This is a genomic window from Salinisphaera sp. Q1T1-3, assembly GCF_003602005.1.
Taxonomy (GTDB): Bacteria; Pseudomonadota; Gammaproteobacteria; order Nevskiales; family Salinisphaeraceae; genus Salinisphaera.
Genome location: NZ_QZWD01000020.1, coordinates 39318 through 64946 on the forward strand (window position 1 = coordinate 39318; position 25629 = coordinate 64946).

20 protein-coding genes are annotated in these 25629 nt (G+C 65.8%); 9 read left to right on the forward strand and 11 right to left on the reverse strand.

The features are described from left to right. Window positions 1-64 precede the first annotated feature (64 nt). The gene (locus D3260_RS15290; RefSeq protein WP_120099477.1) at window positions 65-973 is read right to left on the reverse strand and encodes a LysR family transcriptional regulator; all 909 of its coding nucleotides are present in this window, start codon (window positions 971-973) and stop codon (window positions 65-67) included. A gap of 298 nt (window positions 974-1271) precedes the next feature. Here D3260_RS15290 and aceE point away from each other — a divergent pair, with 298 nt between their 5' ends. The 3 genes from aceE to D3260_RS15305 all read left to right on the forward strand — a co-directional run bounded on the left by aceE (window position 1272) and on the right by D3260_RS15305 (window position 5468). After that, window positions 1272-3962 carry a pyruvate dehydrogenase (acetyl-transferring), homodimeric type gene (aceE, locus tag D3260_RS15295; protein ID WP_120099478.1) on the forward strand — a complete coding sequence of 897 codons (2691 nt, stop codon included), beginning with the start codon at window positions 1272-1274 and terminating at the stop codon, window positions 3960-3962. 157 nt (window positions 3963-4119) lie between these two features. Continuing rightward, the gene (locus D3260_RS15300; protein WP_199671541.1) at window positions 4120-4776 is read left to right on the forward strand and encodes a murein L,D-transpeptidase catalytic domain family protein; all 657 of its coding nucleotides are present in this window, start codon (window positions 4120-4122) and stop codon (window positions 4774-4776) included. A 188-nt stretch (window positions 4777-4964) separates the two neighbouring features. After that, the gene (locus D3260_RS15305) at window positions 4965-5468 is read left to right on the forward strand and encodes a hypothetical protein (RefSeq protein ID WP_147418226.1); all 504 of its coding nucleotides are present in this window, start codon (window positions 4965-4967) and stop codon (window positions 5466-5468) included. Window positions 5469-5532: 64 nt separating this feature from the next. On the opposite strand, the gene D3260_RS15310 is transcribed toward D3260_RS15305, so the two are convergent. The 3 genes from D3260_RS15310 to D3260_RS15320 form a co-directional block, all read right to left on the reverse strand. Beyond that, the gene (locus tag D3260_RS15310; RefSeq protein ID WP_120099481.1) at window positions 5533-6933 is read right to left on the reverse strand and encodes an APC family permease; all 1401 of its coding nucleotides are present in this window, start codon (window positions 6931-6933) and stop codon (window positions 5533-5535) included. 452 nt (window positions 6934-7385) lie between these two features. After that, window positions 7386-10850: a S41 family peptidase gene (locus D3260_RS15315; protein WP_158583566.1), complete on the reverse strand. Its 3465-nt coding sequence runs from the start codon at window positions 10848-10850 to the stop codon at window positions 7386-7388. 123 nt (window positions 10851-10973) lie between these two features. Then, window positions 10974-11762, reverse strand: a complete 789-nt coding sequence (locus D3260_RS15320; RefSeq protein ID WP_120099483.1) for an MOSC domain-containing protein — start codon at window positions 11760-11762, stop codon at window positions 10974-10976. 223 nt (window positions 11763-11985) lie between these two features. Here D3260_RS15320 and D3260_RS15325 point away from each other — a divergent pair, with 223 nt between their 5' ends. After that, on the forward strand, window positions 11986-13575 hold the full coding sequence (locus tag D3260_RS15325; protein WP_120099484.1) for an MBL fold metallo-hydrolase: 1590 nt from the start codon (window positions 11986-11988) through the stop codon (window positions 13573-13575). A gap of 11 nt (window positions 13576-13586) precedes the next feature. Here D3260_RS15325 and D3260_RS15330 read toward each other — a convergent pair whose 3' ends face one another. Together D3260_RS15330 and D3260_RS15335 are read right to left on the reverse strand one after the other, a co-directional pair. Continuing rightward, complete coding sequence (locus D3260_RS15330) at window positions 13587-14384, reverse strand: formate/nitrite transporter family protein (RefSeq protein WP_120099485.1); 798 nt, start codon at window positions 14382-14384, stop codon at window positions 13587-13589. Window positions 14385-14779: 395 nt separating this feature from the next. Further along, window positions 14780-15871 (reverse strand): GGDEF domain-containing protein, encoded by a 1092-nt coding sequence (locus tag D3260_RS15335; RefSeq protein WP_233544104.1) that lies wholly within the window; start codon window positions 15869-15871, stop codon window positions 14780-14782. A gap of 331 nt (window positions 15872-16202) precedes the next feature. On the opposite strand from D3260_RS15335, the gene D3260_RS15340 reads away from it, so the two are divergent. The 5 genes from D3260_RS15340 (at window position 16203) to D3260_RS15355 (ending at window position 19033) form a co-directional block, all read left to right on the forward strand. Next, window positions 16203-16400 (forward strand): hypothetical protein, encoded by a 198-nt coding sequence (locus tag D3260_RS15340; protein WP_120099487.1) that lies wholly within the window; start codon window positions 16203-16205, stop codon window positions 16398-16400. Between the two features lie 13 nt (window positions 16401-16413). Further along, the gene (locus D3260_RS17370) at window positions 16414-16599 is read left to right on the forward strand and encodes a hypothetical protein (RefSeq protein WP_147418228.1); all 186 of its coding nucleotides are present in this window, start codon (window positions 16414-16416) and stop codon (window positions 16597-16599) included. Next, on the forward strand, window positions 16596-17858 hold the full coding sequence (locus tag D3260_RS15345; RefSeq protein ID WP_120099488.1) for an MFS transporter: 1263 nt from the start codon (window positions 16596-16598) through the stop codon (window positions 17856-17858). The genes D3260_RS17370 and D3260_RS15345 overlap by 4 nt, the downstream gene beginning before the upstream one ends. Before the next feature lie 37 nt (window positions 17859-17895). Continuing rightward, window positions 17896-18036 (forward strand): LysR family transcriptional regulator, encoded by a 141-nt coding sequence (locus D3260_RS15350; RefSeq protein WP_199671542.1) that lies wholly within the window; start codon window positions 17896-17898, stop codon window positions 18034-18036. A 283-nt stretch (window positions 18037-18319) separates the two neighbouring features. Beyond that, window positions 18320-19033, forward strand: a complete 714-nt coding sequence (locus tag D3260_RS15355) for a LysR family transcriptional regulator (protein WP_158583567.1) — start codon at window positions 18320-18322, stop codon at window positions 19031-19033. A 17-nt stretch (window positions 19034-19050) separates the two neighbouring features. On the opposite strand, the gene D3260_RS15360 is transcribed toward D3260_RS15355, so the two are convergent. From D3260_RS15360 to D3260_RS15380, 5 genes are all read right to left on the reverse strand, one after another. Continuing rightward, window positions 19051-20787: a hypothetical protein gene (locus tag D3260_RS15360; RefSeq protein WP_199671543.1), complete on the reverse strand. Its 1737-nt coding sequence runs from the start codon at window positions 20785-20787 to the stop codon at window positions 19051-19053. Window positions 20788-20863: 76 nt separating this feature from the next. Continuing rightward, window positions 20864-22843, reverse strand: coding sequence for a PhoX family phosphatase (locus D3260_RS15365; RefSeq protein WP_120099491.1), 1980 nt, complete (start codon window positions 22841-22843; stop codon window positions 20864-20866). An 87-nt stretch (window positions 22844-22930) separates the two neighbouring features. Next, window positions 22931-23737 carry a metal ABC transporter permease gene (locus tag D3260_RS15370; protein ID WP_120099496.1) on the reverse strand — a complete coding sequence of 269 codons (807 nt, stop codon included), beginning with the start codon at window positions 23735-23737 and terminating at the stop codon, window positions 22931-22933. A 5-nt stretch (window positions 23738-23742) separates the two neighbouring features. Continuing rightward, complete coding sequence (locus D3260_RS15375; protein ID WP_158583568.1) at window positions 23743-24477, reverse strand: metal ABC transporter ATP-binding protein; 735 nt, start codon at window positions 24475-24477, stop codon at window positions 23743-23745. After that, on the reverse strand, window positions 24474-25367 hold the full coding sequence (locus D3260_RS15380) for a metal ABC transporter solute-binding protein, Zn/Mn family (protein WP_120099493.1): 894 nt from the start codon (window positions 25365-25367) through the stop codon (window positions 24474-24476). The genes D3260_RS15375 and D3260_RS15380 overlap by 4 nt, the downstream gene beginning before the upstream one ends. Window positions 25368-25629 lie beyond the last annotated feature (262 nt).

Sequence of the window (25629 nt, forward strand, 5' to 3'; positions counted from 1 at the left end):
CGAAATCGAGGTCACGGCCGTGCACATGCGTTGAGCCACCGTGCCGCGGCAACGGGCCGGACGGTCAGATCGGCTCGATGCCCCGGGCCTGCAACGCCGACCCGATGGCCTCGACCAAAGCCTTGATGCGCGCCGGTACATATTTGCGTCCGGGCAGCACGGCCACGATCTCGAGCGGCGCCGGTCGTGCGTCCAGCGCCAGTTCAACGAGCGCGCCGGATTGCAGCTCGTTCGCGATGAACGCCTTCGGAATCACCGCATAGCCGATGCCGCGCAGGGCACCGCCAATCAGCAGGCGGCTGCTATCGACCTTGTAGCCGGCTGCCACCTCGATGGCGAAGCATTGACCATCGTCGCCCATGAACTGCCACGGATTGGCCTGCAACGCACTGAGCGTCGAGATACATGGCAGCGACCGAAGCTCGGCCACGCGCGTCGGCCGGCCGCGGGCGGCGATCAGATCCGGGGCGGCGACCACGGCGCTCGGCAGCATCAGCAGACGCTGCATCACGAGCCCACTGTCCTGCGGCATACCCCGCGAATAGGCGATCGAGACATCAATTTCGCGTCGTACGGGATCCAGCGACGGCAGACTCGTGATGCACGCCAGATCGATATCGGGATGGGCCGCGGCGAAATCGGCGATCACGTCGCTGAGCCAGGCCACACCGAACTCGGTCGGTATCGAGACACGGATGCGCCCGCTCAACCGGCCCCGGCTCTCATGGACGATGCTTTTCGATTCAAGCAGCTCATCGATCAGCGCCGCCGCGTGATCGTGGAGCAGCTGCCCGCTTGCGGTCAGGCTGCAATGACGTGAGTTGCGCAGGACGAGCCGGGTTTCGAGATCGGCCTCGAGCCGGTTGAGCCGCCGGCTGATCGTCGAACTCGGGATACCGAGATCCCGGGCCGCGCCCGAAATCGTGCCGTGCCGGGCGACCTCGACGAATGTTTTCAGATGATTCAGATCCAAGACCGCGCTTCATCCCGCGAAAATCGAAAAACAGCGCCGTTGCCGGCCGAACGAACCGGTCAAGGCCACGAGAGCCGATTGTAGCCGATCCACCGGACCGGTCAGCAGCCGCGAAGACAGCGTTGCATATACGGGAAGGTCGTTCCCGATTTCATGAATTGCGCGCCGTCGAGACCGCCGACGAGAATGATCCTGCCCCGAAAAACCGCGTGTCTCGGCGATTCACCGACCCATGCGGTCTCTGACGACAACGGTCGGGTCGGTGGCTTTCATTCACGCGCTTTCGAAGAGGCTGGCCATGAGCGACAGCACTGCGTCTCGTACATCCTTGCCGGGCGACGCCGAGGCAGCATCCGGAGAGACCGCCGATTGGGTTGCGGCCCTGGATTCGCTGATCGCCTGCGACGGGCCCGAGCGGGCGCATCATGTGCTCACCATGCTCGGCCAGCAGGCCCGGCGGGCCGGCATCGATACGGTGCCCACCGCCCGGACACCGTACGTCAACACGATCCCCGTGGATCGCCAGCCGCCGTATCCGGGCGATCTGCACATCGAATGGCGCATCCGATCGCTGATCCGCTGGAATGCCATGGCCATGGTCCTCCAGGCCAACCGCCGTCATGCCGGCGTCGGGGGACACATCGCCAGCTTCGCCTCAGCGGCCACGCTCTACGAAGTGGGCTTCAATCATTTCTTCCGGGCCCCCTGTGAGACGCACGACGGCGACCTGGTCTATTTCCAGGGCCACTCGGCGCCGGGCTTCTATGCCCGTTCCTATCTCGAGGGCCGGTTCGACGAAGACCGGCTGCGTGATTTTCGCGCCGAGTCGAAAGGCAGCGGCCTGTCGAGTTACCCCCACACCTGGCTGATGCCGGATTACTGGCAGTTCTCGACCGTGTCGATGGGCATTGGCCCGATCAATGCGATCCACCAGGCCCGTTTCATGCGCTATCTGCACAACCGCGGCATTCGTGACACGCGCGATCGGCACGTCTGGTGTTTCTGCGGTGACGGCGAGATGGACGAGCCCGAGTCCCGCGGCGCGCTCGGGCTGGCCGCACGCGAGGGTCTCGATCATCTGATCTTCGTGATCAACTGCAACCTCCAGCGACTGGACGGGCCGGTACGCGGCAGCGGCCGGATCGTGGACGAACTCGAAGGGTCGTTTCGGGGCGCCGGCTGGAACGTCATCAAGGTGTTGTGGGGCTCGAGCTGGGATGCCCTGCTCGCCGCCGATCGGCACGGCCGACTCGAGAAACGGATGGCCGAGACCCACGACGGCGATTATCAGGCCTTCAAGGCCAACGGCGGCGCCTATACGCGCCAACATTTTTTCGGCGGCGATCCCGCGCTCGAGGCGCTGGTCGCCACGCTCTCCGATACGGACATCGCCCGCCTGGATCGCGGCGGGCACGATCCGGTCAAGGTGCACGCCGCCTATGCACAGGCCGTGAACAATCGTAACGGCCGACCGACGGTGATTCTGGCCAAGACCGTCAAGGGCTATGGCATGGGCGACTCGGGCGAGGGGCGCAACATCACCCATCAGCAGAAGAAAGTGCAGCAGGACGATATCCGTGCCTTTCGTGATCGCTTCGAAATTCCGGTCGACGATGCCGAGCTCGACGACATGCCGTTTCATCGGCCCGCCGCGGATGCCGAGACGATGCAGTATCTGCACGCCCGGCGCCGTGCGCTCGGCGGCTATCTACCCGCCCGGCGCCGCCATCACGAGACGCTCGACATTCCCCCGCTTTCGATGTTCTCCCGCATTCTCGAGGGCAGCGGCGGACGCGAGATGGCCACGACATCCGCGTTCGTGCGCATGCTTCAGATCCTCGCGCGGACACCGCAACTCAAGGATCGTCTGGTCCCGATCATTCCCGACGAGGCCCGGACCTTCGGGATGGAAGGCATGTTCCGCTCAATGGGAATCTATGCGCCGTTCGAATCGCGCTTCACGCCCGAGGACGCCGGGCAGCTGGCCTACTATCGACAGGCCGTCGACGGCCAGATCCTGGAGGAAGGCATCACCGAGGCCGGGGCGATGTCATCGTTCATCGCGGCCGGCACGTCGTACGACAATCACGCCACGACCATGATCCCGTTCTATGCCTTTTACGCGATGTTCGGCTACCAGCGCATCGGGGATCTGTGCTGGGCAGCGGCCGATATGTGCACACGCGGCTTTCTCATGGCCGGCACGTCGGGCCGGACCACCATGAACGGCGAGGGGCTGCAGCATCAGGACGGCCACTCCCATGTGCTGTTCGACCTGGTGCCCAACTGCCGGGCCTACGATCCGACGTTCGGCTACGAGATGGCGGTGATCATCCATCGCGGGCTGCAGGACATGTACGTCGAACAACACAACGTGCATTACTACATCACGATGACGAACGAAAACTACGCCCAGCCGGCCATGCCCGAGGGCGTCGAAGACGACATCATCAAGGGCCTGTACCCATTCCGCGAAGACCGCACCGGCCACGCCCATCGCGTCCAGCTGCTGGGCTGCGGCACGATTCTGCGAGAAGTCATCGCCGCCGCCGACCTGCTCGACCGGGACTGGCACATTGGCGCCACTGTCTGGAGTGCCCCGAGTTTCTCCCAACTCAAGCGCGACGGCCTGTCGGCCCAGCGCTGGAACATGCTGCATCCCGAAGCGCCGCCGCGCCAGAGCTTCGTCGCGTCCCGCATGGTCGACGCCGACGGCCCGGCGATCGCGGCCACCGATTACATGAAAGCCTATCCGGAGATGATCCGCGCTTTCATGCCACGGCCTTACTACACCCTGGGGACGGACGGCTATGGTCGTTCCGATACCCGCGCGGCCCTGCGCGATTTCTTCGAAGTGGACCGACGCTGGATCGCCGTCACTGCCTTACGTGCCCTGGCCGACCTGGGCACCATCGATCGGAGTCTCGTTGCCGAGGCGATCCGGAGATACGACATCGATCCGGAAAAGCCGGCCCCCGTCACGCACTGAAACGGCCCTTGGCGTGTCGGAAAGGCGCGCATGACGACGCGACACAGCGCGCACTTGCGTCGAAAGGTTAAGCTGATCAATCAACTATCGCTTTCGTTCGACGCGTTCTATGCCACGTCATTCCTCGGCACGCCGCCGCGCCGCATCATTACGTCGTGTGTCTGTACTGGTGGGACTCGGCATCAGCGGGTGGCTATTGTGCGCCGGCATCGCCCAGGCCGCCGATCTCGGCGCGCGGCTCGCCAAGCTGGCCCCGGACGCGGACCCCCACGTCATCTCGATGGCCGTGTCGGCCGTGCACTGCGCCGAGAAACACGGCCAGCCGGACGCCGATCGACTCGCCGTGATCGACTATTCCAAGCCCTCCACCAAGCGCCGGCTATGGGTTTTCAAACTCTCGAAACCCCAGCTGCTGTTCAAGGAGTGGGTCGCTCACGGCAGCGCGACCGGGGGCAACAAGGCCACACATTTTTCCAACAAGCCCGGCAGTCATGCCTCGAGCCTGGGCCTGTTTCGTACTCTGGCCAGCTATCACGGTCGCCACGGCCTGTCGCTGCGCCTGAAAGGCCTTGAGCCCGGCATCAACGACAATGCCTACAAGCGCGCCATTGTCATCCACAGCGCCAAGTATGCCACGCCGGCCTTTATTCATCGGGTCGGACGCATGGGCCGCAGCTGGGGATGTCCGGCCGTACGTCCCGCGATCATCGAGCCGCTGGTCAACAGCCTGAAGGATGGCCAGTACGTCTTTGCCTATTACCCGAAGCCGAGCTGGATCAAACACTCGGAATATCTTCACTGCTCGGCAAGCTGAGCGACCGGGTCGCGACGGGCGGCGGCCATCGATGTCGGCCCGGATCTGGTGCTGATTCACGACCGCCGCCGGCCTCGACAAGCTAGCATCGCACGAACATTCGTCCGGCCCCCGTATTTATCACGACAGTATCGGGGCGCAACAGCGCGTACACTAGCGCCCGTATGTGACGCGGAGCCCGGTCCGGCATGGCTGTATTGCCCGAATCCTCCAGCGCCTCGTTGACCCGTGGCGCATGGTTCGTCTTCCGAATGGACGGGCGGCGTGTGCATGCGTGGTTCTCGGTGATGAGCGGGCGCAGCGAGGTCTATGTCGACGGACACTGCGTGCGCGCAGGCCGCTGTTTTCGACGCCGCGGCGCCTTCGACATCACGCTCGACGACTATGCGTTCAAGATTCTGTTCGTCGTCGCCGGCCGCGGCCGTCTATTCGTGACGCTGTGCAGCCCGGACGGCGACGAGTCCAGTCAGTGCGCGGCCTTCCAGGTGCCGCCCTGGGCCGGGCTCGCTTCGGTGGTCGTTGATTTCGTCTGTGCCTATTTCCTGATGCTGTGTGTCTATGAGGACACACTCAGTCCCTGGCTGGCGCTGATCACCTTCCTTGGCGTCATCTTCACGCTGACCAGCATCGAACGCTGCCTCTTCGGACGACTTCGGATCGTCGAACCGGACACGCCAGTGGTTGGCGAATAGCCGCTGCCGGCGGCAGCGGCTTGCCCGGCTTGGCGCCAGGGATCCGCGCTGCCCGCTATCGCGACTACGACGATGTCCGGCCGACGTGGCGTGCCGGTTCCAGCCCGTAGCGGGCGCGGGCCCAGATGTACATCCCGAGCCCGGCCATCATCCATATCGCGAAAATCGCCCATTCCACCGGCTTGAGCGCCGACGGGCTGAACGGCAGATACAGACCGACGATAAGCACCGACAATACGACGGCGATCACGCCGAGCGTCACGCCGCCGGCGGTCCGGAACGGGCGCGGCATGTCCGGCTCGCGATAACGCAGCGCCACGAATGAGGCTGCAACGAACAGATAGGCGATCACGATGCCCAGCCCGCCGGCATCCACCAGCCAGACGCCGGTCGAACGACCAAAGAACGGCGCGATCGTACTCACGACGCCGATCAGGATGATCGCCGCATAAGGCGTACGGTGCTTCGGATGCAGCCGGGCGAAGACCGCCGGCAGCATACCTGCCCGCGCCAACGCGTAGATCGCCCGCGAGCCACCGATATAGAACGCGTTCCAGCTCGTTACGATACCGGCCATGCCGGCCAGCACCATGAGCTTGCCGGCCCAGCCGCCGGAAAACGCGGCGGCCATCGCATCCGGCACAGCCAGGCCTCCCGGGTCGATGCCGTCATGGCCCAGCACGTAGGCCGTGCCGAACAGCATGGCGGCATACCAGACCACGGCCAGCACGACAGAGAAGATCAGCAATCGACCGATATCGCGATGCGGCAGATCGATCTCTTCGGCAGCCTGCGGGATGACATCGAAACCGACAAACATGAAGGGCACCATGACCAGCACACTCAGGATGCCCGCCGCGACACCCGGATCGCCCGTTACGAGCGGCGCCAGATTGCCGCCGTTGCCGGAGAACAGCGCCCCGGTGAAGAACATCACGCCAACGGCGACGATGAGCAGCGTCACCAGTTTCTGGACCAGGGCAGCCGTACGCACGCCCACATAATTGATCGCCATCATCACGAGCGAGCCGAGCACGGCGACCGCGACCCAGCTGGCGTTGACGTCCCAGCCGGCCACGGTCCACAGATGGCCGACGCTGTAGCCGGGGATGAGATTTTCGACCACGGTCGGCAACGCCACCGCCTCGAAGGAGACGACCGTCATGTAACCGAGCACGATCGACCAGGTGCATACGAACGAGGCGAGATGCCCCAGCCCCCGATAGCTGTAAACGTGCTCACCGCCGGCTTCGGGCATCGCAGCCGCCAGCTCGGCATAGGTCAGCCCGACACAAACGATCGCGAGCCCCCCGATCACGAATGCCAGCACCGCGCCCAGACTGCCCGCCGTGAGAATCCAGTGGCCGGTCATCACCACCCACCCCCAGCCGATCATCGCGCCGAAGGCCAGCGCGAGGACGTCGCGACGGGCCAGTACCCGGACGAATCTTGCCGTATCACTCATGTCGTGCCCCCTTGGTTGACATACCTCCAGACGATGAACGCAAATCGCGAGCCATTTGTCCCTTGGCTTGAATATCGCCCTGTGTCCGTCGGCGTGCAATCCGGTGATTGACGCGGCACACGACCCGATGACCTTTCGGATCAATCAGGCGTGAAAGTGAATGCATGCGCGCCGCGGCCCGCGGCTGGGCAGGACTTGAAAAACAAAGACGAACAGCTCGCCGGCATTCGTGGTCGATGGCTTCACGGCCGTTGGCCGTGGCGCGCGTGCTGTCGCACACGCGCGTAATCAAGCCGAAAAATCATCTATTTTTATGCCGGGTTAATAACAGGCCCTCGCCGCCGCCGCGACGGGCAGCCCCCAGACCGAAGCGCCGGGCACTGCCCGAGGCCGCGCTCAGCGCACCGCCTGGCAGCGTGATCGGGCCATAAGGGCAGCGACCGCCCCCAACGCTAATCCCGTGCCGGATGATCGAGCGGCTTAACCGGCCGGGCGAACGGCTGTTTCGCATCCAGCGGCGGGATGGGCTGGGCATCGAGCGGCTTGACCGGTGATGTCTGCAGCGACTGCTTGAGCATCGAGACCGCCTTGGCGAGCTGGGCATCGTGGCCTTCGTAGCTGGCGTGCGGCGCATTGACGACCTCGATATCCGGGCTGATCCCGTGCCCTTCAACCAGCCAGCGGCCACCGATCTCGAACTGCGGGAACTCGGCAATCCGGGCATGACCACCGTCCTCGAGCGTATGACTGTCGGACAGCCAGACGCCGGCGCCCGCCGTGCGCTGGCCGATCAATGGCGCGATCCCCAGTGCCTTGATACCGGCCGCGAACGTTTCGCCGTCGGAATAGGTCACGGGGTCGACGAGCACGACGATATGGGCCCGCGAGGCCTGCTGCATGTTGACTTCCGGTGCCGCCCCGCGGGACTTCCAGAACATCCAGGGCCGGCGCATGAGCTGATCGAGCACCCAGGAATCGATATTGCCGCCGCGATTGCGTCGAACATCGACGATGAGGGCCGGCTTTTCGAACTGGGCCTTGAAGTCACGTACGAAGCTGGCGATGTCGTTTTCCCCCATGGCGTAGAGGTTCACGTAGCCGATGCGACCATCGCTGGCCTTGGTCACCCGGGTCTTGTTGGCCTGGACCCAATCTTCGTAGCGCAGTCGGGCCTCTCGTCGCAGACCGACCGGCGAGACCACTGTGCGATGCGTCTGCCCGCCGCGTGCGAGCGTCAGCAACACCTGGGCGCCAACCTGATTGCGCAACGCCCGATACAGCGGCCCGAGTTTTTTCACGGGGTGGCCGTTGACCGCCACGATGCGATCGCCGGCGCGCGCATCGACGCCCGGCCGGTCCAACGGCGCGGCATCATCGGGCAGATCCGGATCGGTGCGATAGATATGATCGATACGAACGCCGTCATCGCTCTGGACCAGCCGGGCGCCAAGCCCGGCGCCGGAAATCGCCGGATCGGGCGTATCGACATCGCCGCCGTAGACCTGCGAGTGCAACGCGGCCAGCTGGGTCTTCATCTGGGCCAGCACGTCGGAGACATCACGCCGGTCGGCGGCGCGGTCGATCAGTGCCCCGTAGCGTTTGCGCACGGCAGCCCAGTCGGTGCCGCGCATCTTCGGATCGAAGAACGCCGCCCGATGCATCAGCCAGGAATCGGCGAACAGCTCGTGCCATTCGGCCACCGGGTCGAGCGCAAAGCCCCAGTCACCGGTGCGCACATGGGCCGTGGTGAGCGAGTCCGGCAGCTTGGACCCGGCATCGACGATCAGCAGATCGTGGCCGTGGCTGCCACGCGACAGCAGCAGGCGTTGGCCGTTCGGACTCAGCGTGAACGCGCTGACGTTGGGTGCATATTCCTTGGCTTGCACATCCTCGCGCGCGATCTTGATGGTCAGCAGCTGGGTCGCGGCCTGGCCGTCAGTGGACTGATCGCTGTGCCCGGGATCATCGGCCAGGACATAAAGCGCTTTGTCGGTCACGCCGAGGTCGTGATAATCACCGGCATCCACCGGCACCGGCCACAGTCGCGACGACAGACCGTCCCAGGCCACGCGTGGCGCCGACGACGCCCCGGCCGAGCGCGCCATCTGACCCGACGGGCTCGATTTGTCTCCGGTCCGGGACGCACTGTCCTCATCGGTGGCCGCATCCGAGGCGGTGTCCTCGTCGTCGTCGGCCTGTGATGCGGCCTCGACGTCCACCGGATTCAACTCGGTGGGCGTGGCGAAGGGAAAATCGGTATCGGTGGTCAACGCCAACGCATAGATCTGCGTGCGGTCATCGAACGCCGGGCCAAGGTTGCGATCGCCCCAGGGCGAGGCCGGCGTCGGCACGAACCGCCGATCGGAGAGGAAATAGAGCCAGCGGCCATCGCTGGAAAACGCCGGCGCGAAACTGGCATAGCGAGCCGTGGTCACGGTCTCGGCCCGATCCTCGCGCACACCGTAGAGCGCGATGCGTTCGCGTGCGGCCCCCTTGGGCTGCCAGGCCACGGCCAGATAGGCACTGTTCGGCGACCAGCGGATCGCATCGGCGGCCGTGCCTCCGGTCCCGCCGGTGATGATCTTCTTGTCCGTGCCGGATTTCAGATTATAGAGCCAGATATTGCCCTGGTTGTCGTCATGCGCCAGCCAGCGTCCGTCCGGCGAGGGATGCACCGACCAGCGCACGCCCTGGCCGTCGTGGGTGAGCTGCTTGCCGTGACCGGTGCCGTCGGCGGCGAATCGCCAGATCTCCTGGCTGCCGGCGGCATCGCTGATGGCATAGATCCATTGCGCCTTCGGGCCGGTCACGGCTGCCCGCAGGCGCGGCGCGCCGGCCGGCGTGATATCGATGATGCGCGCGGCATTGGTACCGATGGTCGCGACATGCCCGCGTGCGGTCACCACCGCCCGGCGACCGTTGCCGCCCAGCGACACCGCGTCGAGATCGGACATCGGATCATCGATCCAGCGCGACTGGCGATGCCGGAAATCCGAGGGCAGATGCAGATCGATTCGGTGGGTCTGATCCTGGGCCAGATCGAGCCAGACCAGATCGGCACCGAGCTGATAGATGACCCGATCGCCGGCAATGCTCGGCGACTGCGGGGTGAAGCCGGTGTAGTGCGTCAGCTGGCGACGCGCGCTGCCATCGCGCTTCATCGACCACAGATTCGGATGACCGTCGGCGTCCGAGAGAAACACCACACGATCGCGCCAGATCATCGGCGCACTGACCGAGCCCTGGGTGGGCAGCCGGGTGGCCTCGGACTGCCCGTTCGTGGCATAGCGCCAGAGCTGGCCCATCGCCCCGCCACGATACAGGCGGGCATTGTCGCCGGTCAGCGTCAGGCCGAATCGGGTGAAGACCAGGGTCTGGCCGTCGGGCGTGAAATCGCCGTCGATCGCATCCTGAAGCGGCACCGGGTGAGTCGTGCCGGTCTTCGGCTCGACGATGCGCAGCTGCCACTGGCTGGACGGCCCCACGGTGTTGCTCGTGGCATAGAGCAGGCGCCCGTCGGCCAGCCAGCCGTGCAACCGGACCCGAGCCTGCTCGAAGGTCACGCGTTTCGGCAGGCCGCCGGCGCGCGGCATCACATAGATCTCGCTCGGTCCGTCGCGATCCGAGACGAAGGCCACCTGCTTGCCGTCGGGCGAAATGAACGGCGTGTCCTCGGCCCCGGCCGTGCTGGTCAGGCGATGGACATTCCGGCCGTTCAGCCCCGCCAACCAGATATCGCCTTCGGCAACGAAGGCGATCTCGTCATGCCACAGACTCGGCTCGCGGTAATAGCCCTGGTTGGCCGGCGCCCTCGCCTGCGCCGCCGACCCATCGGCCGGTGCGGCCACTGCCGTGGCCCCGACACATCCCCACAACAAGGCCGCCGACAGGCCGGCGCCGATCACTTCACGCAGCATCTGATCCCCTTTTCCCCGATCCCATGGTTCCGAACGCCTCGCAGCAACATTCGTGCCCGGTGCGACACCGCGCAACATGCCCGATCGGCGGCCCGCGGTCACGCGCGACACCGCAGGCGCGCGCTATTCGAGAATCTCGATGGGATCACCGCGCACGATTCGGCCAGCCGATTCGGCCACGAGGTTCTGGCCGAAACAGACGTCCTTGCCGAACTTGCGATAGGTGCCCAGCGTGCGCAGCGGCTCACCGTCTGCGCGGCGTTCGCCCCGCGCCGGGTCGACGGTGATCATCACGCAACGCGTACAGGGCTTGTCCACGCGAAAGACGACCTCGCCGATGCGGATACGGCGCCAGTCGTCCTCGGCATAGGCCGATATGCCCGCCACAACGACGTTCGGCCGGAACTGGGCCATGACGTGGTCGCCCATCGTGCGGGCATTCACATCGGCCAGCGACGCCTCGCTGGTCAACAGCAGCGGATAGCCGTCGGCGAACCCCACGCGCACGCCGATCGAATCGCGATAACGCGCCGAGCGTTCGCCCACATACAACAGATGGACCGGCTCGCCGACCACACGGCTCACCCAGGCATCCAGGGCGTGGGTGGTCGTCATCGCATCGAACGCATCGCGCCATACCCCGGTCGAAAACGCGTGCCCGGCGAAATCGCCCCTGCGCACCCGCAGCGCGACCTGCGTGTCATGTTCGAGCGACAGACTCGTGCCGTCGAACCGCACCACGATGCGCTGCAGGCCCGGGCAGACCCGGGCCGTCAGGAAACGACCGTCGGGCCGCACCACCATGAACCGTCGATCGCCGATCAAGCCCTCCTCGGCCACGTCCGCACACCGCAAGGCTTCACCGGCGCCGGATTTCATCGGATAACGATAGATGGCAGACAGTTCGGCCACGGATTCTTCCTTGTCGACGACATGTGACAGCGACGGCCGGCACGCGCGCCCTCGCCGAGTGGGTCGGTATCCTCGCCGATCGCCGGACATGGAACCACCCGGCAGGACCGAGGGGCCGGGTTCGGGCGCCAACGGCGCATCCAGCGCCGTTATTTATCGGTAGGATCAGATATAGAAACGCTCTTTCCAACGCGTTGTGCCGGACACGACGCATAGACCATTTATGCAACTGACTTTTCTCGGCGGCGCCGATGCCGTGACCGGTTCGGCGAGCCTGCTGACGGACGACCGGCTCGGCGTGCGCTGCCTGATCGACTGCGGGGCCGAGGCCGGTCGCGCGCCCGGCGTGCCGGACGGCGCTCCACCGCTGGGCTTCGATGCCCGACGACTGGATTTCGTCCTGCTCACGCATGCCCATCGCGATCATTCCGGGCGTCTGCCGCAGCTGCACCGAGCCGGATTTCGCGGCCCGGTGTACTGCACCGAGGCCACGGCCTGGATGACACGCATCGCCCTGCTCGATGCCGCCAAGTTCTCGCGCGAATACAGCGCCGACGATGTCGAGATGATCGATTTCCAGCCGCTCGATCTACGGCCCGGTTTCGTCTTCGACGTGCCCATGCGGCTGCACGGCGTAACAGTCGCCCTGCATCGCAGTGCGCACATCCTGGGCGCGGTCGCCGCCACCATCGGCTGGCGAAGCCGCATCGGTACGGCACGGACCATCGTGTTCAGCGGTGATATCGGCGGCAACACGCCGGACAACCCCTATCAGTCGCTGCTTGCCGGGCAGGCATTGCCGGGCCAGGCGGACTACATGGTCATCGAATCCACGCGCGGCGCCGAGCCCGCCCGCGATGCCACCTACAAGGCTTTTCCCGATCGGCTCGATGCCTGGGCCGATTTGCTGGCCGACAGCGATGCACGCGGTGGCGGGCCGGTCGTCGCGCCCTGTTTCGCGATCCACCGGGCCCAGGAACTCTGGTTCGATCTGGACGCGGTCCTGCGACGCTCACCGGCCGGTCTGCCGGATGCCGCAGGCCGGCCGCGCTGGCTGGCACTCGATGCGCCGCTGGCCGCCCGCATGACCGAAGTCTATGCCGCCATACTCGGCGATACCGCCGAGCGCGACGGTGCCCGCGTCTGGCGCAATCCGCATCTTGCCGAACGGTTGGGCCTGGCCGACGAGACGGCCGTCGATACGTATCTGGCAAGTCTCTGGGCACGGGTGAGCGGCAATCGCGCCCCCGGCGGCACATTACGCGCCATGCACGATCCGGCCCTGTCGCGTGTGATTGCGCTGGCCGGCAGCGGCATGGCCGAGGGTGGGCGCATCGTCGATTTCATCACCGACCAGATTCACAACCCCGCCGCCACGATCGTGCTGTGCGGTTACGCGCCGGCCGAGACCGGCGCCGGTCGTCTACGCCGACTGGCCGCCGGCGAGTGGCCGTCCGACACGCCGCTGACGCTCGGTCAGGCCCGCATCGATCCGACTCGGGTCCGGGCCCGGATCGTGGATTTCGGCGACTATTATTCCGGCCATGGTGATATTGAAACCCTGTGTCGTTTCGTCTTCGAGCGGCCGCCCGAGGCCCGGCCGAGCGGCACGACGACAGTGTTCATCAACCACGGCGACCCGGCCGGCCGTGCCGGTCTGTCGGCGGCCCTGAGTGACCGGGCCGCCCAGGGCCACCCGGGCGATCGCATGCTCTCGCGCGTGATTCTGCCCTCGGCCGGTCAGGCCTTCGATCTGGATTCGCCCGACAATGCGCGTCGCGAGCGCGTCATGCCGCGCCTGCGCACGACATGAGTCGGCAAGGCTCAGACCTCGTCCTGCACCTGGCCATAGGCCAGAAGCGAGAACAGCAATGTCCCACCGATCACGTTGCCGATGAGGGCCGGGATGATGAAATGCCAGATCACGGCGCCGATGCCGACGTGGCCGGCGAACATGAGGCCAAACGCCTCGGCCGAGCCGACGATGATATGCACGAAGTCGCCGATGCCGATCAGGTAAGCCATCAACAGAATCATCCACAGCTCGAAACCACGCGCGTTCGGCAGCATCCAGACGATGGCCGCGACCATGAAGCCGGCCGGTACGCCCTGGAGCAGGGTGTTCCCGAAACTGTGCGTGAACAGAGGTGCCGCGATCTCGGTCAGCGCGTGGTTGAGCTCGGGCGTGGCCACGCCGTAGTGCACGAAACCGGCAGCGATGAACGTGCCGACCAGGTTGCCCAGCAACACGATAGCCCAGAGCCGTGCGGTCAGACCGAAGACACGCGACGAGCGCTCGCGCATCACGGGCAGCACCACGGTGATGGTATTTTCCGTGAACAACTGCATGCGCCCGAGAATGACCACGACGAAACCCAGCGCGTAGCCGAAATTCGCCACGAGCGGTCGCCAGGGCGTATCGGGCAGCGCGGCATGCAACAGCCCTTCGGCCACCACCGACAGGGTGATCGCGAACCCGGCCGCCAGGGCCGACCACCAGAGCGACAAAGGCGCGCGTGACAGTTCTTCCTCGCCGTCGCGACTGATGGCCTGATAGACCGAATGCGCGGTCAGTCGGGTACCGTGAATGGCCTGTGTCACCTGATCCCGATCATTGCTCATCGCGAATCCTCCGTCGCGTCTGCATGACCGCTCAGCCTGGCGAGAGACGGTATCGCAATACAACCGGCAAGATCACCTAGGGCCTGTTGATGTTTCGTTCGAGCGCCTTTTCGTCGAGAGACCGCAGTGTGTCCGGCAAGGCGCGAGTCGCCGATCGTGGCGTGCCACGATCCAGACTCGCAACGCCGCAGGGCGCCCATCGTCGATTTTTCATGGGCGGCCCAACCCCAAGGGACAAGCAACAGCAAGACAAGGCATCGCTCATGTGGCATGGCTCAGCCACGTGAGCGCTCGATAACGCCGGATTGTCGTCGCTGCGTGACAAGACTTTTACCCGGTTTTTCGGCGCTATGTCGCGGCCCTGGTACGGCCGCATACTTGCCCCGCAACAGGCCCTAGCCGTTTTCAGATACCCGCGCCTCGTCCCCCTCTGCCTCACGGGCAGCTGCGGTGACCGACGTCGCCCGAACTTTATTGCGCCCAGCCCGCTTGGCGGCGTACAGACGACGGTCGGCTTCGCTGAACATGGTGTCGAAAGTGTTCCGGGCGAGATCGAACAGGACCACGCCGAGGCTCAGCGTGACGACGATGGCATGGCCGTGGGTCCTGATCGGCGCATCGGCGACACAGCGGCGCAGCCGTTCGGCGTGCATTTCAGCCTCGGCCTGATCCAGAGCGAACATGCAGATCGCCAGCTCCTCGCCGCCGATCCGCCCGAGTAGATCCTGCTGTCGACAGTTGTGAAGCAATCGCCCGGAGACGGCCGCCAGCACACGATCGCCCACATCGTGACCGTAGGTATCGTTGATCTTCTTGAAGAAATCGATATCGATCAAGATCAAAGCGACGGTGCGTTGCGCGCTGTCGGGCAGATGACGCACAGCCGCCCGGCGCTGCTCGAACATCTCGCGAAAACGCCCGCGTGTCGCCAAACGGGTGAGCGAATCCACGTCGGCTCGTTCGCGCAACTTCCGATCGGCACGCGTCAGCTCGATCTCGTGCACGAGCGACAACGCGAACAACGCGACCGAACACAGCATCACGTCCGCGACCATCGATATATCGTCGATAGAGGGCTGAAACTTGAAGCGCGAGACCACCACCACGCCGGCGAGCACGAGAAAGCCGCAGCCGATCAGCGAGCCGGACCGCGGCCCCAGCAATCGATGACACAGCGTGGGGATCAACAATATCCAGACGAACACCGACAGGTTGGGCGCCGAATACAGGGCATAGACGAGCGCACCGAGAAACGGCAGCAGATAACTCCACACCGCGCGATTGACGGGCTCACCGTGGCGCAGCTTGTATTTGATGACGGCCGCGAAGCCGACCATCGTGAGTTCGAGTATCGCCAGATAGCTGCTGCCTAGAGCGAAGTTGAGCGGCGCGAAGATCACGCCACAGCCCATGGTCAGCCACAGCAGCATATGCAGGACGCTGGCGCGGCGACTGCTGTCGCCGTCGGAAATATGACGATCCGGCACGGCGCTCAGGCGCCCCGCTCGCGCCGGACCGAGCCCACCGACCATATCGTGGATGTGTCCGCTCGGCACACGCCCGATGGCTTTTCCATGACAATCTCACCCGGGAACCACGACTCAATCTACGCGATCATCTATCGACAGCGCATGTTCAACGATACGTGTTGTATGCCTGAGCGCGATGCTCCCCGGCCTTGAATCCGGCCAACGAGCGCCGAGCACACGGCCAGCCGGGATCGTGATCGCAGCGCATCGGCGCTCCGCAACGCTACGGATCACGCCCGGCGCGCCGGGCTGTTAGCGTGCTGCATCTCTCTCCTCATCGGTGATCAGAATGGATGTGAACGACTGGGAAAGCCTGCATCGCGACGAAAAACGCGGCTATGAAGTGCTCGGCCGTCAGCAAGGGCTCGGATGGGAAGTCGAGGTGCGCTTCGACGGCGCCATCGAACCCAAGCGCGATTCGAAATCCGCTGCCGATCGTACGGAAGCGATCAAGGTCGGCCAGGAGATCGCGCTGGCAACCCTCTGAGGAGGGGCGTTTCATGGCCGTCTCGGCCGGCCCCGGGTTATTGCCCGCGGCCGGCTTTTTTGTGTCCGCCTCATCCGTCGAGCGGTACGGGATCGCCCGATTGCAGGCCTGCAAACTCTGTTTTCAGCCCTGGTTGATTCGTCGCGACGCCATAGCAACTAGCCTGTCCGCCTCATTCGAGATCGGACGCCTGTCATGACCGCTTCCCCCTCGACGCCCGCCATCGATCCGCGGGTGACGCGAGCCGAGCAACGCTGGGCCGTGGCGCTGGCCGGATTGGCCATCATTGCTGCCGGCTCGTTCACGACCCTTTCGGGCCTGCTGATGAGCACGCTGTCACAGGCCCGCGGCTGGCCGCCCGGCGCCACGGCCGGTGGCGTGGCCGTCAACATGGCGCTCTACGGCGTGACCGCCCCGTTCGCGCTCCACGCCATGACGCGCTACGGTATTCGACGCGTGGTGCTGATCGCGCTCACGGCACTGATCGCCGGTAGCGCGCTCTGCCTGATCGCCAATGTCTGGCTGTTCAACCTGGCCTGGGGCGTGCTTGTCGGTGCCGGGACCGGGGCGCTGACCATGGCCTACGGGGCATTCGTGGCCCGTCTATGGTTCACCCGCAGTGGTACGGCAAGCGGCGTGCTCACCGCGGCTGCCGTGGTCGGGCAGTTCGCCTTCCTGCCGGGTTGGGCGGCCCTGGCCGCACGCTATGGCTGGCGCGCGGCTCTGATCGGGGCTGCCGGCCTGGCCGCGATGACCATGGTAGCCCAGGCGCTGTTCTTGACCGAGCGCCGGACCGGCGTCGCTCGTCTGCGCACGCGCCATCCGGACCGTCAGGCCCGCCTGTCCGACGTGCTGGCCGTGCTGCGTCGCGCGACCGGCGAGCCGACGTTCTGGCTCATCGCCGTCCATTTCGCCCTGTGCGGTGCGACGACCAACGGCCTGATGTGGTCACACTTCACGCCGGCGGCCACGGCCCACGGCATGCCCGCCGAGACGGCGTCGTTCATCCTGCTGCTGATCGGCCTCTTCAACGTGCCCGGCACCATCGCCGCCGGCTGGCTGTCCGATCGCATGAATCGGGCAACGCTGCTGGCCGTCGTTTTTGGACTGCGCGCGGCCACGCTGTTCGCACTGCCCTGGCTGCTCGGGCAAACGATGACGCCGGCGCTCTTGGCCTTCGGCATCCTGTTCGGCCTGTTCGACGTGGCCACCGTGCCGCCGGTGATCGCATTATCCAATCGTGTCTTCGGGGCACATGGCCCGGCAATCTTCGCCTGGCTCAACGCCGCGCATCAGCTCGGCGCCGGGGCCATGGTGTTGGCCGGCGGCCTGATCGCGGCCGTGACCGGCAATCTTTTCGGCCTCTGGCTTCTGGCCGGCATGGCGTGTCTGACCGCGGCGGTGCTGGTGCATGCGAGTCGATATCGCCCGGTGGCATGGGCCGATACGTCCGGCTGAGCACGGCGCGACCGCCGGACGTGGCAATCTGGCGTACATGATGGACGATCTGGACTGGAATCAACTCAAACTCGTGCTGGCCATCGCCCGCCAGTCCACGCTGGCCGGTGCCGCCCGGGCGCTCGGCGTCAGTCATGCCACGGTTTATCGACGGCCGGGGAACCTCTGCATAACCTAGCGCGGTCGCGCCGGCGTGCTTTGCGCGCGGCTGGCAAGGAAGGGAGAGCGTGGCGTGCTTTCGGCACGGTAGCGAACCTTGACGCCGACCAGCCGCGCGCAAAGCCCCGGCCCGTAACGGGTTCGGCCTCAAATATGGTGCGACCGCGTTGCCGAGCTTGACCTGCCAATGAGGCAGGCGCTGCGCTCGGACGCCTCGTCGCACCATATTTGAGGACGCGAACGCGAGCCGCGATAGGTTATGCAGAGGTTCCGGGGGCGCACTGGAACGCACACTCGATACTGTGGTCTTCGAGCGCGGCGCCGACGGTTATCACGCCACGCCGGCTGGCCAACAGCTGATCGCGGCCGCCCGCCGCGCCGAACAATCGATCGAAGGCGTGCGACAACAACTCGACCGTGCAGACATTCCGGCCGGGCCGCTGCGAATCACCACGACGGATCTGCTCTACGATGCGCTGCTCGCCCCGATCCTTGCCGAATTCGGACGACGCCACCCGCGCGTATGCATCGAGCTGGATCTCTCGAATACGGTCCACGATCTGGCGCGGCGCACCGCCGATGTGGCGATCCGCCCGTCGAATACCCCGGCCGAGCATCTGGTCGGGCGCCGCCTGGGCACCCTCACGCAGGCTGTCTATCGTGCCGTCGATGACCCGAGCGATACCGCCACCCCGCGCTGGGTCGCCCCGAGTACGGCCATGGGCTATGGCGCACTCGCGCGCTGGATGGCCGGGACGGTCGATGACGCGGCCATCGCGACCCGGGTCAACAGCGGGCTGGCCGCGCGGGCAGCGGCGCTTGCCGGCGTCGGGCAGGCGGTGCTGCCCTGTTACGCTGGCGCTGCCGAGCCCGGCCTGCAACGCGTCAGTCCTGTCATCGACGTCCTGTCGATCGATCTGTGGCTGTTGATTCGCCCGGATGCTCGTGCGACGCCGACGATGCGTGCGCTGGTTCCCTTTGTCGCCGAGCGCACGCGCGCCCGGTTGACTGCTTGAGTCGACGAACCCCGTTCTCAGTGGGCCCGTGCGTCGTGTTCGACCGAGACCGGCGTGGACACGCCAGTCGGCTCACCGGGCGCGACCGCGCGATGGACGTTATCCATTGGCGCCACGTGGGCGGTCCGGCCGTGAATGAAGCTCTGCTGCCGCACGATCTCGCGATAGGCCTTGTCCAGCGCGAGCGCACGATCAGGGCTCGGCAGAATCATGGCGCCGATGGTCTGTTCGAGCCGTCGGAAAGCCGCCGGTTTTTCCGCGCCGGCAGGCGTGAAAAAACGCGCGATGATATCCGCGTTGTTGCGGAATTCGTCTCCGGCACGGGCATTGCGCAGGTAAGTGCTGTATTCGCCGCGCCCGTCGGTCAGGCGGGGCTCGGCGAGATGGGCCATTGCGCGTTGGTTCCAGTAGTACCAGCCACGGTCGGGCGTATTGCCAGCCCGTTTCCTCGGAAATGCGAACGAGGCATCGGTGGTTGCCCCAACGCCGCCGTGGCATCCCATGCAGGTATTCGTCTCGGCGAACGTCTGTGGTCGCAGATCGCCGCGGGCATCCTCGATGAAGCCCTGATAAACCCAGCCAAGGCCATTGGCCACGCCGCGCTCCACGTCACCGGCGAACTGGGCCGGCCGGTCGGGAAAATCGTGGGCCTCCTTCAATTCATCAAACGCCATCGCCCGGCGATCGGAATAGGTCAGCCAGGCCTGTTTGCGGGCATAGCGTAGCTCTTTCATGCGCGGTGCCCGCACCACCGTGCCGTCGACGACATCGAGATAACGCAGCGTATGGAGAAACTCGGTGCCTTCGGGATACAGGCCGGCCGCCAGCCGGCGGTGCGTCGCCGCGGCTCGGCCGACCCAGGCCATGTCCCGGTCTTGCAGCGGCGCCCAGTCGTAGACGACACGGTGGGCGATATCGAGGTGGCCGTCGCGATTCAGATCGATGTCGTAATCGTGCTCGTCCGTGGCCGCGATTGGCACGTCCGCACGTTTGATCAGGCTTTCGGTGATCGCGAGATTGAGCGTATAGACCGCCACATCGAACCGGCCCCGGCGGTCCTGTCGGAAGACCCTGGGCAGACGAATGAGAACATCGTCGAACGAGCCGTTGGCCGGGATGAAACTACCCGGTACCGGCGTATAGGCAAAAGCCCGCCAGCCGGTATAGGCCCCGCCCGGCGCGTGATCGTAGCCGGCGGCGTCGAAATCGAAGTACACATCGGGCACATAGCCCTGCCAGCGACCGTCGCCGTTGGCATCCCAGCCGGCCGGGACATCAGCCAGCCGATCGGCCAGGGCAATCCGCCCCGTATCGTCGCGATAATTGTCGGCGCGCACGTAGGCTCGGATCTCACGATCCGGCACGCGGGCCACGGCATTGCGATAGTCCTTGAACAGATTGGTCCAGGGATTGTTCTTGCGGGCCGTGCGGCGCGGGTTGGCGAAGTCGTAGGCCAACTGCAGGTCCGCGTCGTCGATGAAATTCGGCGCGCGGCTTTCGGTATGACAGACATAGCAGGGGTTGGCGGCCTGGGCATGGCCAGCCGTCCGTGTCTTGGTATAGCACTGCGGGGGCACATAGCCGGTGAACGAGGCCAGCGACTTGTCCGTCAGATCCCGCATGGCACCGGCCTCGCCGGCTTCAGCGGTCACACCGTCATCGCTGCAGCCGGCCAGCGAAAGCAACAGCAGCCCGGCGACAAGCCCGGCCAGCGTCGAGTCGAGATTCATGGGCATGCCCGGGGTCTTATGCATTAAAAGGCCCCGGCGGACACACCGCCGGGGCAAACAGGCGACAGGGGCACGTCGCCGAGGGGAGCGGAATATCGGCTTACGCCGGGTCGTCAATGGCCGCCAGCTGGCCCGGGGTCTGCGACACGTAGGGGCGCAAGGCCGGGAAGGGGCCGATATAGCCGGTATAGGCCCGGCGCTGCGGCGACATGTCGTCGACCTGGTCCTGGTCCGACTCGCCGTAGGGATGCTGCACAACGCTCATCAAATAGGCGAAACCGTTGTAATCCGGATAGAAATAGATCGAGGTGCTTTCCGAGCCGTAGGGCGTGGTCTCGATCCGCGTGAGCGTCTTCGCGTGGGTGTTGTAGGCCCAGACCATGTCGTTCTGGTGACCGGTGCCCGAATCCTCACCGATCACCAGGGTGTGATAGCCCGGCATGTAGCTGATGTTGTCCGGATTGGCGATGCCATCCAGCGCGCAGGTGTTCTCGGGCATGGGCTCGCCCTCGCGGATGGCGACTTCGGTGCCCGAGACCTCGGCCGCGATGTCGCGGGCGACGAAGTCGGAGCCGATTGTCTCGTCACGCCCCACGCGGCCGGAATAGACCGTGCCGCAGGTGTTCGAGGCGAGGCGAACATCGTTGCTGGTGCCGACGTCGTAACGATTGTCCTCGACGCCGTTGCGGGAGTTGTCTTCCATCCCGCGTTCACGCTCGGAGATCGAGACATAGAACCGCTTGGCATCCGGATCGAAGGTAAAACCTTCTTCCTTGCGCAGTTCCGTGGTCGCGCCGCGGATGGCGGCATAGCGCCGGGTCTCCAGGCGTGAGGCGGCCCGAGCCATGCCGTCGCGCACATGCAGGCATTCCAGACCATACCCGTTGGTGTTGACTGCGCTGTAGCCCGACGGACAGAACGGCGCATCGGTCATGCTGATCGGTTCGGCGGTATCGAACAGATCGGCAAAGGTGGTGCCGTTGTTCACATAGTCGGCGATGTCGGCATCGCTGGCATGGCCGAGATCGATCCATTGCAGGTCCGCGGCGCCGCCGTCGGCGGCCGAGGTCTGCTGCCATTTCATGGCATAGAGCGTACCGGCCGACAGATCGCCCGGCTCGTCGGCCACGAACATGTACAGACCGACATTGGTGCCGTCGTCGGTATTGTAGACGGTCTTCTCGTCCGGCATCACGTAGGCCAGCTCGTTGGCCTTGCGGCCCATCGCGTAGTGCTTGGCGACCGTGATCTCGTCGGCGGTGACATCGGCATCGTCGCTGGTCACGCCGATTTCGGTCGGCCAGCCGTAGTTATAGGGGTTGAGCTGCGTGAGCGCCTGGTCCGCGGTGTCGTAACTGCCCGTGATGTAAGCCCCCATGGCATTGTAATAGCCATCGATGGCACCGGTGCTGGCATCCACCGCACGGCCGTCGGGCTCATATTCCTCCCCGCCCAGATGCGTGCCCCACGGCGTGACCGAGCCGGCACAGGGCACCCAGAGCCCGCCGAACTGCGAGAAGTCGATCGGCGTCGTGGCGGTCGCGCTGAGCTGCCCGTTCTCGCTGTCCTGGGCCAGGCTCGTGACATACATCGCCCCGGGCCGACTCTCGAAATGCGAGACCATGAACAATTGATCGCCGTGGCGTAGCAACGACGAGAAATCGTTGGAATCGGCGACCGTGACGCTGCCGTCGGTGTCTCGCACGGCCGCGCCGTTGTCGGCCGTCAACACGCCGAAACGGTTGGCACTGGCGGCATCGGGCGCATCACCGCTGCGCAGAATGGTGTGATAGCCGGCGTCGTAGGTCGCGATCGCCGGCGCGTTGTCCTCGTCACCGCCCAGCGGGACGATCGACAGCTGCGGCGTGGCGCGCACGGCGCGTTTCTCGACGTCGGTCGCAGCCGGCGAAATCTCGGCGAATCGCGCCTGCTGGCCCGCGCCGCCCGGTGTCGTCGTCTGGTTGCCGTCGTCGTCGTTGACGGTAACGTCGTTGTCGTCGTCACAGCCGCCCAGCACGGCCAGTGACGCAATCGTCATCCCGAGCGCGAGACGACGCGTGAACCCGTCTACCCGAATCATGCCAACCCCCTGTTGTCTTTGTGTCGGGTCAGCTTAGGCCGGGTTTATGACGGCACGATGGCACGCCGCGCCGCCGCCCGGCTCGGCTCAGCCGCGCGCCGCGGCCGGGCGGGCGCGCGGCCCGAGCAGGAGTGCTGCCAGATACAGCCCGCTCGATATCAGCGTGATCCAGAAGCTCACGGGCGCATCGGTATAGAAAGCCAGCACCAGGCCGGACCAGGCGCTGATCAGGGCGAGCAGCATGGACACGGCGATCCCGGCGGCCACGGTCGTGGTCAGGCGCACGGCCGCGCCGGCCGGCGCGATCATCAACGTGAAGACAAGCAGGATGCCGACGATCTGGATCGTCTCGGCCACGGCAACCGCCGTGGTCAGCATGAACAGCGCCGAGACCCAGCCCACGTGCACGCCACGCGCCTCGGCCAGCGCCGGCTGCAGCGTCGCGAAGACCAGCGGCCGGCCGATCGCGGCCAGCAGGCCGAGCGCCAGCCCGCTCAGCACCGCCAGCTCGACGATCGTATGCCCGGCGATGCCCAGCACGTTGCCGAACAACAGCGCGGTGGCCGCCCCGGCATTGGCCGGATACAGATGCAGGAACAACAGACCGAGGCCGAGCGAGCCGGCCAACACCACGCCAATGGCGACGTCCGGCACCTCACGGCGCTCGAGCCGGCTGATGCACAGGCCGGCGATCGCGGTGAACCCGAGCAGCCCGAGGAGCGGCGACACGCCGAGCAGGGCCGCACCGGTCGCACCGGGAAATCCGACGTGCGCCAGTGCGTGCCCGGCGAAGATCTGGCCTCGCAGCACGAGAAAATAACCGAACACACCGGCCACGAGCGCCACGAGGGTCGCGGCCATGAAGGCATGCTGCATGAAGCCGTAATCGAACAGATTCATCATGACGCGGCCTCGGCGAAGCGTGGCGCCAGGCCATACAACGCATCCAGGGTGTGCGCATCGGGCGGCTCGTGGTTATCCACCAGGCGAGCACTGCCATCGACGAGTTCCAGTCGATGATCGAAGGCACCGGTCAGCGCCGAGAGGTTGTGTAGCGAAAACACCACGGTCAGCGCGCTGGCGCGGGCGATGTCACAGACCACGCGCGTCAAGGACTGCTGCTGCGCTGGGTCGAGACCGGCAAGCGGCTCGTCCAGCAGCAGCAGAGCCGGCGCGCCCAGCAGGGCCTGTGCGATGAACACGCGCTGGCGCTCGCCGCCGGACAGCCGGCCGAGTGGCCGATCGGCCAGCGCTGTGGCATCGACCCGATCCAGCGCCTGGTCGACCGCCTGTCGGTCGGCCGACCGCGGTCGACCGATCCCCCAGCGATGACCGGTCAGCGACGCCGTGAGCAGCGTCCGCCCGGTGAAACGCATCGCCGCCGGGCAGGCCGCCTGTTGCGGCAGATAGCCGATCGTGCGCCGGCCTCGTCTGGCGGGCGTGCCGAGCACGCGAACCGCACCGCCTGTGGGCGCGATATGGCCGAGCATGGCCTGCAGCAGCGTGCTCTTGCCGGCGCCGTTGGCCCCGAGCAGCGCTACGGCCGCCCCGGTCGGCACCTGGAGCGACAGACGATCAAAGATCACGTGCTTGTCACGCACGATCGTGGCCGCATCGAAGACGACCGCACTCACGACGATGCATCCATCGCCCGACCCACGGCATCCAGCGTCGAGACCAGCCAGCCGATCGGTGTCGCGTCCGTGGGCATGGTTTCCGTGACCCCGACCACGGGCACATTGTGTTGTTTGGCCCGCGACAACAGATGCGCCGTGGTCCGTCCTTCGACCTGGCGGTTATAGAACAGCATCCGAACCCGGCGGTCGCTCAGGCTCTGCTCGAAGGCCGCGACCTGCCGCGCCGAGGGCTCGGTATCGTTCATCACGGCGTTCTGAAACGCCTGATTCTCCATCCGGAAGCCCAGCGCGGCCGCCATATAACCGAACACCGGTTCGGTGGCCGTGACCGGCGTGCCCGCCGTCTGCGCACGCAGCGCAGCGATGCGTTTCGTCACGGCCGCAAAGCGCGTTACGAAATCGGCGGCATTGGCACGATAGACCCCGGCATGGGCCGGGTCCACCTCCGAAAACACGCGGGCGATACGCCGGGCCAATGCCGGCCAGAGTTCGGGCGCGTACCACAGATGCGGATTGGCATCGGCCGGCGTGTGCATCACGCGCGCGGCCGTGATCACGTGACGCGCCCCGGAATCGCCGGCAACATCCAGCAGATGCGTCATCCAGTCGTCGTAGCCAAGCCCGTTGTCGATCACGACATCCGCATCGGCGATCCGACGCGCCGTCGACGGCCGGGCTTCGAACAGATGGGCATCGACGCCGGGATCGGACAGCACGCTGAAGACCTCGACATGGGCACCGCCGATCGTGCGCGCGAGCGCGCCGTAGAAGTTCTCGGCCGCCACGACATGCACCGTCGCGGCCGCTGGGCCGGCCGTCATCAGCCCGGCCAGCGCCAGCATCAGACCGCCGACGAGCCGGGGGGCATCGCGCAACCGGCCTGTCATCCTCTGCCACCCGCGGCAGACCGCGTGGGCACGCCCCCGCTCTGCCATTGTCTATCGTGATCGGTCATGGCGTTTTATACAGTTGTTATAACGTAATAATTGCGATCGCCGGCATGGCACGCCGTGCTTCATCGGACCCGGGGATGCTAGGGCCGATATTCTAGGACGTGTTGAGGTTTCGTACGAGTCCGGTGGCACACGGCGACACGAAACGGCAATAAAGACACGGCAATCTCGGCGCTCGACCGCCCGTGTTCGAGCC